Raw genomic sequence first — 9,211 nt, forward strand, 5'->3', positions numbered from 1 at the left:
GTCTGAAAGGATGCGTTTCGCACATGGCTGCGGGCCGATCTTCATGAGCAGACACCGCTCTACACGGTCCGTCTAATAGGCTCGCCGTGTAGAGGCTTGTGCTGGCCCTTTCAGAACGCCCTCAGCTTCCTAGCTTTCAGACGAAGGTGTACGAGCAGACCTTGTTGCCCGCCGGATCACGCAGGTAGGCCGCATAGGCACCCGGCAGGTGGCCACGCGGGCCAGGCTGGCCCTCGTCGGTGCCGCCTGCGGCAAGGCCGGCGGCGTGGAAGGCATCCACTTCGGCGGGAGTGGCGGCCGCAAAGCCGACCGTCACGCCGTTGCTCGAAGGCGCTTCACCATTGCCCGGACGGGCGATGATGAAAGCCGGCTTTTCGCGACCGAAAAGCACCCATCCGTTGCCGAAAGGACCGAGGTTCTTGATGCCGAGAGCACCCAGGGCGGCGTCGTAGAACGCGGCCGACTTCTGGACGTCGGCGGCGCCGATGAAGACGTGCGAGAAGATGCCGTCGCCGGAAATGACAGGAGTGGACATGGTTAGTTTCCTTGATGGTTGGTGTTGAATGGATAGTGGGTGATCAGTAGTGGATCACCGTGCGAATCGACTTGCCTTCATGCATCAGGTCGAAGGCGTGGTTGATCTCGTCGAGACCCATGGTGTGGGTGACGAACGGGGCGAGATCGATCTCGCCTTTCATTGCGTCTTCCACCATGCCCGGAAGTTGGGTACGCCCCTTGACCCCGCCGAAAGCAGAGCCCTTCCAAGTCCGGCCGGTGACCAACTGGAACGGACGGGTCGAGATTTCCTTGCCGGCACCGGCGACACCGATGACGATCGACTGGCCCCAGCCACGATGGGCAGCTTCCAGAGCCGAACGCATCACGTTGACGTTGCCGATGCACTCGAAGGTGTGATCGACACCCCAGCCGGTCATCTCGATGAGAACCTCGTGAATCGGCTTGTCGAAGTCCTTCGGATTGAGGCATTCGGTCGCGCCGAAGGTACGAGCCAGCTCGAACTTCGCCGGATTGGTATCGATGGCGATGATGCGGCCCGCTTTGGCCTGGCGTGCACCCTGAATCGCGGCGAGACCGATGCCGCCGAGGCCGAAGATGGCCACCGAGTCGCCCGGCTGCACTTTGGCCGTGTTGTGCACGGCGCCGATGCCGGTGGTCACGCCGCAGCCCAGCAGGCAGACGTGCTCGGGATTGGCGTCCGGGTTGATCTTGGCCAGCGAGACTTCGGCGACGACCGTGTATTCGCTGAAGGTCGAGCAGCCCATGTAGTGGTAAAGCGGCTGACCGTTGTACGAGAAGCGAGTCGTACCATCGGGCATCAGCCCCTTACCCTGGGTTGCACGAACCGCGACACACAGGTTGGTCTTGCCGGACTTGCAGAACAGGCACTCGCCGCACTCGGCGGTATAGAGGGGAATGACGTGATCGCCAGGCTTCACGCTGGTCACACCTTCACCCACCTCCACGACGATACCCGCACCTTCATGACCCAGCACGACCGGGAAGAGACCTTCGGGGTCGTCGCCCGACAGGGTGAAGGCGTCGGTATGGCAAACGCCGGTGTTCGTGATCTTGATGAGCACCTCGCCCTTGCGCGGCGGCTCGACGTCGATCTCGACGATTTCCAGCGGCTTTCCTGGCCCGAAGGCAACTGCTGCACGTGATTTCATGATGTCGCTTCCTTTACTAGCTAACTAAATTTGCCCTCACCGAGGGCACCCTGGTGCCTCTACCGCAGATAGGAGCGGACGATAGAGATGGTCTCGTCAATGGACTTGTTCTGCGAATCGCTCCTGATTTCGCTACTGGGAAACTCTTCCCGCAGATAGCTCTCCAGAACCGTTGCCATCAATCCGTTGACTGCCCCACGAACGGCCGCAAGCTGCTGAAGAATTGCAGGACATTCCGCACCTGCATCAAGCGCTTGCTCAAGAGTCGCTACCTGACCTTTGATGCGCCTGATGCGCGTCAGTGCTTGCTTCTTTTCTTCCGGGCTGTGTGGCATCGAACACCTCTCTACTTGGGTACACCGCCGCATTATACAATACTCCCCCATAGTATATGCGGCCGAACTTCGCCACAAAATCTGTGCTCTTCGAGCACGCTTACAGGCTAGTACAGATTTGTTCCCAAGAAGCGCAAAACATTCAAATTAATGAATATTTCTTGCATGTATCGACAGCATCGGGGCAAGTTCAAAACTGGTCAAACTGGAAAAATCTATGCGCAGATAGACGTGGCCTATCTAAGCCGACTCATCGAACTGAAGCTAACAAGATGAGACCGGCTAGGCGACCTGACGACCCGAATACCGAGCCTTCCGCAGTGCAGGCAACATCTGGCCGTCCCAGTCACGATCGACCGCAACCTGGGCCTGTTCCTGGTTTCGTTCGAGTGCTTCAACGTCAAGATCACCGATCGCCCATGTCTGCGTGCCGCAAGTCGTCGCGAGAATGCCATCATCCGGGAATCCACGATCCATTGGTGCATAGATCGTGGCCTCGCCAGTGTTCGTGTCCAACGCCGGACTCCAGTCAGCAGCTCCGGTCGTCACGGCCTGCGCGATGAACATTCGGTTCTCCAGCGCCCGCGCCATGCAGCCCACACGGACCCGGGTTGCACCTGCTTGGGTGTCGGTACAGCTCGGGACCAGCAGCAGGCGCACTCCCGCCTCTCTCTGGGCTCGCACGGGCAATGGAAACTCACTGTCATAGCAAACAGCGATGCCGGCACGCACACCGTTCAGGTCGAACACCTTGAGTTCGTCGCCACCTTCGATGACGCCGGTGTCCTTCTCGAACCCCGTCAACTGCAGTTTGTCCTGGTAGTCGCGTGTACCGTCAGGCGCAAACCACCAAGCTCGGTTGCGGTAGCGGTCCAAACCAACCTGGGTCAAAAACGTACCGGCCTGAATGGTCATGCACAACTCGCGCGACAGGTCGGCATACAGTGCCAGCCAAGCAGGCTGCAAGGCCTGCAGCGCGGCCAGAGAGGCGTTGAAATCACGGCGGATGCTAGGCTTGAACGTTGCAGCCAGTTCGAGGGATAGATACTCGGGCAACACGGCCAGTTCCGCTCCGCCACGGCGCGCCTCCTCCAGAACCAGTCGCTGCCGCGCAGCAAATGCCTCGAAGTCCGTCGGCTTACCCACTGCATATTTCGCAACTGCTACTTTCACTTCGCGTTCTCCAGAGAGTGCAGCCACATCGTGAGCGTCTGCTCGGTTTCGGTCGGCTCACCCACCTCCTTCCAGGGCAGCGTAACCTTCATGTCCGACTGTCGCACGTAGCCACGACGGGTCCAGAAGGCATCATTACTGCGGTAGTTGGAAGGACGCCGGGGATCGTCGTCTGCTCGATCCACCGACGCGAACGATGTCCACTGCATGCCGCCCAACGAACGGGCATGCGCTTCGCGTTCGTCAAAGAAGCGATGGCCCAGGCCAAGGCCCCGAAAGGCTGGGAGCAGGACTGATTCGCCGCAGTAAAACACTGCCTCCATCGGGATTCCTCGATCGGCGAACGGTACCTGGAAGGCCGGCTCCGTATCGCCGAGCGGCAACCCCGTGGACGCACCCACAACCACGTCATCAGCGAGCACGAGCACCAACAGGCTGTCTGCCGAACGGGCGTACATGGAAAGGTAGTGCTTCTCGTATTCGATGTCGCCCTCGTACAGGTATGGAAAGCTGCGGAAGACCTTCGCCCGCAGATGTGCCACGGTGTCGAACCATTCGGCAATGTCCGGCCCACGACGAACCAGCACCTGCACGTCGCTGGTCATTTCAGGCGTCCCCTCCGACCTGTGCGATCCAGTCGCCGAGGTTGTAGTAGTTGGTGACACGAGCGATCTTGCCATCGCGGATCTCGAAGAACGCGCCACCCGGCAGCACGTAGCGCTGGCCCTGGGCGTCCGGCAGCCCGTCGTCCGTCACCTTGTATTCGCCATGCACCACGTACTCCGCGCCTGCGCGCAGGCCGTCGGCGCTGACCATCACCACGATCCCGCGGAGTTGCTCGCCATAGCAGCGGTCCATGCGCTGCAGGAAGGCGCGGAAGGCTTCGCGACCGACCTCACGAGCGCCCTGGTTCAAATCGTGCGCGACGTCATCGGTCAACATTGACAGCATGGCCTCGCGGTCACCGCGGTTGAAGGCGTCGTAGTAGGCAGTGATGAGAGTCGCAGCGTTCATTCGCGTTCCTTGTTGGGTTGTTCGGAGCGGAGCATTCCGGGGTGCTGTCAGTCTGGGCAACCGCGCCTCCCTTGTATATGGAATTGTTGCGATTTTATAATTCCACCATCTGGAACAATTAACGAGCGGCGAAACCGACCATGAGGCGTGCGTCATGAACAAGGAAATGGAACTACTGCGCATCTTTCGGGTGGCGGCCGAAAGCAGCAGTTTTCGCGATGCAGCCGTCCGGCTGGGGACTTCTCCGCAAGGTGTCACCCGTGCCATCCAGCAACTGGAGCAACACTACGGCGAGGTGTTGTTTCATCGAAGCACGCGCCAGGTGCGCATCACCGCCTTCGGCGAAGGGCTGTTAGACCAGGTGCGCCCGGCATTGGAGCGGTTCGAGGATCTGTGGCGAACGCCTGGCTCCGACCAGCAGGCATCCCTGTCCGGTACGGTTCGCATCACCGCACCGCACAGCTTGGGCACCAGAGCGGTGCTGCCGGCACTGGAGCGCGTGGCCGCGCGTCATCCCGACATCACGCTGGATGTGCGCCTGTCCGATCGCATCAGCAATACGGTTGACGAAGGGATTGACGTCGGAATCAGGGTCGGATTCATGCGTGATAGCCGCTTCGTCGCACGCAAGGCAGCCGACATGAAACTTCCGATCGTTGCCGCTCCGCGCCTGATCAAGAAAGTGGGCGTACCTGAAAACATCGATGCGCTAAGCAGCCTGCCAGCTACCGTGGCCTTGGATATCAATACCGGCCGTCCCTGGCCTTGGCACTTCAAGGCGGGACGCCAGTGGACACCTGCCGCACCCACTCTCGTCGCCGACAATGCCGACATGGAAATGGGAGCGGCGCTGGCCGGGATCGCGTTCGCGCAACTGGCGGACTACATGGCCGCCCCCTACATTGCCAGCGGGAAGCTCGTGCGAGTGTTGGAGAGCGAAGAACCTCCGGCATGGGGGTTGTACGTCTATCGGCCTCAGCGTGGCCCCATTCCGGGAAGGGTTCGAGCGGTATTTGATGAAATGCTGGTCGCCGTTGGATCGTTGCCAGCTTTGCGCTGACACGTCGCAAGACACTGAAAGGCACACGCCCTGGAAAGCGGGGCACTGAGCCTTGGCGGCTCGCCCCTCCGGTTGAATGATGAGCCGACCGTCTGCCCGCTTGCGCCAGGTGCAGATCGGTCGGCCATGCAACCCTATGCCGGCAAACGATTAGATGTAAATGAATTGCCGGTACAAACCATCCAACTGACGACGAATATCTTCGACGCGCTGCTCGTCACCGGTATCGGTAAATTCGAGTAGCTGCTGTTCCTTGGCAGTGATCTGATCGCAAAGGTCGGACAAATTCTCGCAGAAAGCCTCGGAGTGAACGGTGGGCTCCTCCGTATTCGTCTCTTCTCCTGCTAGTTTTCGCACAGACGAGGCCGGAGAAATCCCATTTTCCTCGTTAAAGGCAATTTGAAGCTGCCTGCGCCTATTGGTTTCATCGATCGCCTGTTTCATCGCCGGAGTCACCGCGTCGGCGTACAAGATCGCCTTGCCGTTTTCATTCCGAGCGACTCGACCTATCATCTGAATGAGAGCATGGGCCGAACGCAAGAATCCTGCACGGTCTGCATCGAGAATAGCAACCAATGATGCCTCTGGAATATCCAGCCCTTCGCGCAAAAGACTAATCCCAATCAAAACATCGAACTCTCCTGCGCGCAGGCCATTGATGATCTCAACACGATCCTCCGCTTTTATGTCCGAATGCATGTAGCGCGCTCGAATCCCGTTGTCCGTCAAGAAATCCGTTAGCTCTTCTGCACTGACCTTCGTCAGCGTAGTCACGAGCACGCGATTTTTCTTCTTCACGCACTTCGATATTTCGGCAAGCAGGTCATCTATGTATCCGTCCGCTTTCCGCACCTCAACCTTGGGATCAAGCAGTCCCGTTGGTCTGATAACTTGTTCGACAACCCTGTCTTTCGACACCCTCAGCTCGTAGTCTCCCGGAGTAGCGGAAACAAAGATGGTCTGAGGCTTGACCTTCTCAAATTCACCAAAGTTCAACGGGCGATTGTTCTTAGACGAAGGCAAGCGGAACCCGTAATCTATCAACGTCTCCTTGCGCGCCTGATCCCCCCGGTACATTGCGGATATCTGTGGCACCATGACGTGGGATTCATCGACGAACAGAAGCCCATCTTTCGGCAGGTAATCCAGCAATGTGATCGGAGGCGAGGCCGGGTCCCGTTCGCTGAAGTAGCAGGAATAATTTTCCATGCCCGAACAATAGCCTACCTCGCGCATCATCTCCACGTCATGCGTGATCCGCTCGTACAGCCTGTTTGCCTCGACCAAGCGATTATTCCTGTTCAGCTCGGCAACCCGCTCTTCCATATCAGCGAGTATCTTCTTGGACGCGGAATCTATTTTATTCGTGGGCGGTGCAAAAAGCGTCTTTGGCGAAACCAAGTAATGGTCAATTGCCCCAAGCGTTTTACCTGTAACAGGGTCTAGCCATTGAACAGACGCAACAGAGTCATCCAGCAGTTCCACCCGAACTGCCCTATGCTCGGAATCAGCAGGAAAGATATCGATCACATCACCTTGAGCGCGAAACGTTGCACGTTTGAGAGTGCGCTCAGTGCGATCATATTGCAGCAGAGCCAAACGACGAATCAGCTCTCTCTGGTTTAGTTTGACCCCAGGGGACAGAGCGATCTGCAACGCTCGGTACGCCTCCGGGTCACCCAGGCCGTAGATTGAAGACACCGAAGCGACGACGATCACATCGCGGCGCTCAATCAAGGATTTGGTCGTGGACAGGCGTAGGCGCTCAAGGTGATCGTTGATGGCCGAGTCCTTTGGAATGAAACGATCGGTGCCCGGCATATAAATCTCGGGCTGAAAATAATCGTAGTAGGAAACGAAGTACTCGACAGCATTCTCAGGAAAGAAGTGCTTCATTTCACCATAAAGCTGCGCGGTCAATGTCTTGTTAGGAGCCAAGATCAACGTGGGCCGCTTCAGACGATGAATCACATTGGCCATCGTAAAGGTCTTACCAGAGCCGGTGATACCCTTCAGCGTCTGGTGTGTCGCACCTTCTTCTATGTCCGATAGCAGGCGCGCTATCGCCTCTGGCTGGTCCCCCGCCGGCGTATAGCTGGAGTGCAGAATGAACGTACCGGTTGACATTAGATATCTCCTAATTGAGCTACTTCAATTTGTCCTGATGTATCGGCTATTTCGGAAGACCTATAGCAGTACCAAACTGGGGTGTAAATGACGGCGATCCTGCCACGCCCCACCTGGGCGTAGGCGTCGCCAACATGATAGCCCAACACACGGGCGGGCTTCCCAGTGCATATCCGCCGAGCGCCACGACGTCAGCCAGCGGCCCGTCTGCCAATGCACCTGGAGCTACTCGCCTCGTTCAGCGCCGACATCGAGTCGTGGCGGGCGAGATTGCTCTGTACGCCCCATGTGTGGCGGCGGCTCCCGCCGATGCGCGCCTTTGCCTCTCTCAGCCATCAAGACGAGACGCCGGAGGCGTGGAGCTACGTCACCTGCTAAAGATGCACGATCTCAACATTCGGCCATTTGCCTGCAAGGTACTCGGCCACTAGCCTCCGATGGCAGTGATGGGGCTTGTCTTCGCTGCAAAGCAGGCAACTGTTATCAATCTTTTCTTTATCGATTGACTCAATCTTTCGGGACGACATTAAATCCAGAAACTTCCTCGCGTAGATATCCCAATCTCCCCCTTTTATTTTATATGCCTCGAACATGTCCTTGGTTGGAGCAAGTGCTGGCAGGTGCTCATATTCCATCCCACACAACGCCTCGGAAAAATACCGAAGATCCTCGCGCTTTGCGAAGCCGGCCAATTGCGAAACATTATTCAGACGAACATCGACTAGGCGTTTGGCACCAGAATCACCTAATTTGGTGAAGAAGGATCGCGCGGAGGTCTTAGTGAATCCAATCGTGAATATCTTCATCTGCCTTACTCCACTCGTTCCTTCATCCATAAATGGCTGTTATTGATCTGCCGCCAGGTACGCCCGTCAATCGCAGCCAAGGAAACGCCGGGGGCATGGCGTACTAGCTACTCCACAACGGCCACGGCAGGCTCCATTCTCTGGCCGCTTCAACGACTCGCGGCCACGACCCGAGCAGCTCAAGAGCTTAGCACCGCCTTTTGCGGTTGCGTGCTTCACCACTCCCGCTTCTTCCCTTCCAGAACGCGCCAACTGCTAAGCTACATGAGGACGACTCGCCCTACAGCGCGAAGCACCTGTGTTCGCGCTATTGGCTGTCCCGTGCGTTGTGGTGCTGGCCGCCGATGACGAGCCGAGCCTACTGAATGGGCACTGCGCACAACAGCCTTTCATGCGTGCCACCTGCGTGATCAAGGTTGAACGCAGATCGAAGCGTGCACAGGTTTTTTCATAAAAGTATAAAATTCAATCAACTCTATCAGAAGAAAATCTATGATCGTAAGAAACTTTGAATACTTGCTTGCTTTGCACCGTGAAGGCCATTTTGGCAACGCGGCAAAAAGCTGCAATGTTTCTCAGCCGACACTCTCCGCGGGCATCAAGCAATTGGAGGAAGACATGGGTGTCGAGATCGTGCGTCATGGCCGACGCTACGACGGGCTCACTTCTGAAGGAATGCGCGTACTGTCTTGGGCTCAGCAGATGTATGACGACTGCAAAGGACTGGAGCGAGAAATCTCCGCACTACGGCGGGGTATAGAGGGGAAATTCCGGCTAGGGATACTCCCAGGAACTGCCGGCGTAGCACCCACATTAAGGGCTCTTCGCATTTAAGGGTGTAGCTGATTTCTAAACCCTCCTGACTTCAGCAAGCACCTGGCTATGTAATTGGTTAAATTTCTAAAGCCCAAGGCGGTACCTCGTAAGTGCTCAAGTCGCCCGTTGATAGCTTCTGTTGGACCGTTGCTGGTTCCTGGCCGGTCGAAGTAGGCAAGGATGCTCTCAGCG

11 protein-coding genes are annotated in these 9,211 nt (G+C 57.5%); 2 read left to right on the plus strand and 9 right to left on the minus strand.

The features are described from left to right. Positions 1-136: 136 nt before the first annotated feature. The 6 genes from EKA13_RS24435 to EKA13_RS24460 form a co-directional block, all read right to left on the minus strand. A complete protein-coding gene (locus EKA13_RS24435) occupies positions 137-535 on the minus strand; it encodes a VOC family protein (protein ID WP_009459624.1) in 399 nt (132 codons plus the stop codon). A 43-nt stretch (positions 536-578) separates the two neighbouring features. Next, positions 579-1,688 carry an S-(hydroxymethyl)glutathione dehydrogenase/class III alcohol dehydrogenase gene (locus EKA13_RS24440; protein ID WP_011871467.1) on the minus strand — a complete coding sequence of 370 codons (1,110 nt, stop codon included), beginning with the start codon at positions 1,686-1,688 and terminating at the stop codon, positions 579-581. Positions 1,689-1,747: 59 nt separating this feature from the next. Further along, entirely contained in the window at positions 1,748-2,023 is a 276-nt protein-coding gene (gene frmR / locus EKA13_RS24445; protein WP_007182548.1) for a formaldehyde-responsive transcriptional repressor FrmR, read from the minus strand. 282 nt (positions 2,024-2,305) lie between these two features. Further along, positions 2,306-3,196, minus strand: coding sequence for a carbon-nitrogen hydrolase family protein (locus tag EKA13_RS24450; protein ID WP_009459621.1), 891 nt, complete (start codon positions 3,194-3,196; stop codon positions 2,306-2,308). After that, entirely contained in the window at positions 3,193-3,801 is a 609-nt protein-coding gene (locus EKA13_RS24455) for a GNAT family acetyltransferase (protein ID WP_009459619.1), read from the minus strand. Before EKA13_RS24455 ends, EKA13_RS24450 begins: the two co-directional genes overlap by 4 nt. A gap of 1 nt (position 3,802) precedes the next feature. Further along, positions 3,803-4,210, minus strand: a complete 408-nt coding sequence (locus tag EKA13_RS24460) for a ketosteroid isomerase-related protein (RefSeq protein WP_009459611.1) — start codon at positions 4,208-4,210, stop codon at positions 3,803-3,805. Positions 4,211-4,364: 154 nt separating this feature from the next. Between EKA13_RS24460 and EKA13_RS24465 the strand changes: the two genes are divergently transcribed. Beyond that, entirely contained in the window at positions 4,365-5,270 is a 906-nt protein-coding gene (locus EKA13_RS24465; protein ID WP_009459605.1) for a LysR family transcriptional regulator, read from the plus strand. A gap of 150 nt (positions 5,271-5,420) precedes the next feature. Here EKA13_RS24465 and uvrB read toward each other — a convergent pair whose 3' ends face one another. After that, entirely contained in the window at positions 5,421-7,397 is a 1,977-nt protein-coding gene (gene uvrB, locus EKA13_RS24470; RefSeq protein ID WP_009459603.1) for an excinuclease ABC subunit UvrB, read from the minus strand. A gap of 374 nt (positions 7,398-7,771) precedes the next feature. Further along, positions 7,772-8,203, minus strand: a complete 432-nt coding sequence (locus tag EKA13_RS24480) for a DUF488 domain-containing protein (protein WP_009459601.1) — start codon at positions 8,201-8,203, stop codon at positions 7,772-7,774. A 492-nt stretch (positions 8,204-8,695) separates the two neighbouring features. Between EKA13_RS24480 and EKA13_RS24485 the strand changes: the two genes are divergently transcribed. Next, positions 8,696-9,037, plus strand: coding sequence for a LysR family transcriptional regulator (locus EKA13_RS24485; RefSeq protein ID WP_245704405.1), 342 nt, complete (start codon positions 8,696-8,698; stop codon positions 9,035-9,037). Here EKA13_RS24485 and EKA13_RS24490 read toward each other — a convergent pair. Further along, a partial coding sequence (locus EKA13_RS24490; protein ID WP_141685661.1) for a transposase occupies positions 9,034-9,211 on the minus strand: 178 nt, incomplete at its 5' end. The two genes, EKA13_RS24485 and EKA13_RS24490, sit on opposite strands and share 4 nt — an antisense overlap.

Source organism: Pseudomonas defluvii (assembly GCF_001695625.1).
GTDB lineage: Bacteria > Pseudomonadota > Gammaproteobacteria > Pseudomonadales > Pseudomonadaceae > Aquipseudomonas > Aquipseudomonas defluvii.

Excerpts from the sequence above, each read along its gene's own strand:
- uvrB (WP_009459603.1), bottom strand. The coding sequence starts at position 7,397 with ATGTCAACCGGTACGTTCATTCTGCACTCCAGCTATACGCCGGCGGGG.
- frmR (WP_007182548.1), bottom strand. The coding sequence starts at position 2,023 with ATGCCACACAGCCCGGAAGAAAAGAAGCAAGCACTGACGCGCATCAGG.
- EKA13_RS24480 (WP_009459601.1), bottom strand. The coding sequence starts at position 8,203 with ATGAAGATATTCACGATTGGATTCACTAAGACCTCCGCGCGATCCTTC.
- EKA13_RS24435 (WP_009459624.1), bottom strand. The coding sequence starts at position 535 with ATGTCCACTCCTGTCATTTCCGGCGACGGCATCTTCTCGCACGTCTTC.
- EKA13_RS24460 (WP_009459611.1), bottom strand. The coding sequence starts at position 4,210 with ATGAACGCTGCGACTCTCATCACTGCCTACTACGACGCCTTCAACCGC.
- EKA13_RS24485 (WP_245704405.1), top strand. The coding sequence starts at position 8,696 with ATGATCGTAAGAAACTTTGAATACTTGCTTGCTTTGCACCGTGAAGGC.
- EKA13_RS24440 (WP_011871467.1), bottom strand. The coding sequence starts at position 1,688 with ATGAAATCACGTGCAGCAGTTGCCTTCGGGCCAGGAAAGCCGCTGGAA.
- EKA13_RS24455 (WP_009459619.1), bottom strand. The coding sequence starts at position 3,801 with ATGACCAGCGACGTGCAGGTGCTGGTTCGTCGTGGGCCGGACATTGCC.
- EKA13_RS24465 (WP_009459605.1), top strand. The coding sequence starts at position 4,365 with ATGAACAAGGAAATGGAACTACTGCGCATCTTTCGGGTGGCGGCCGAA.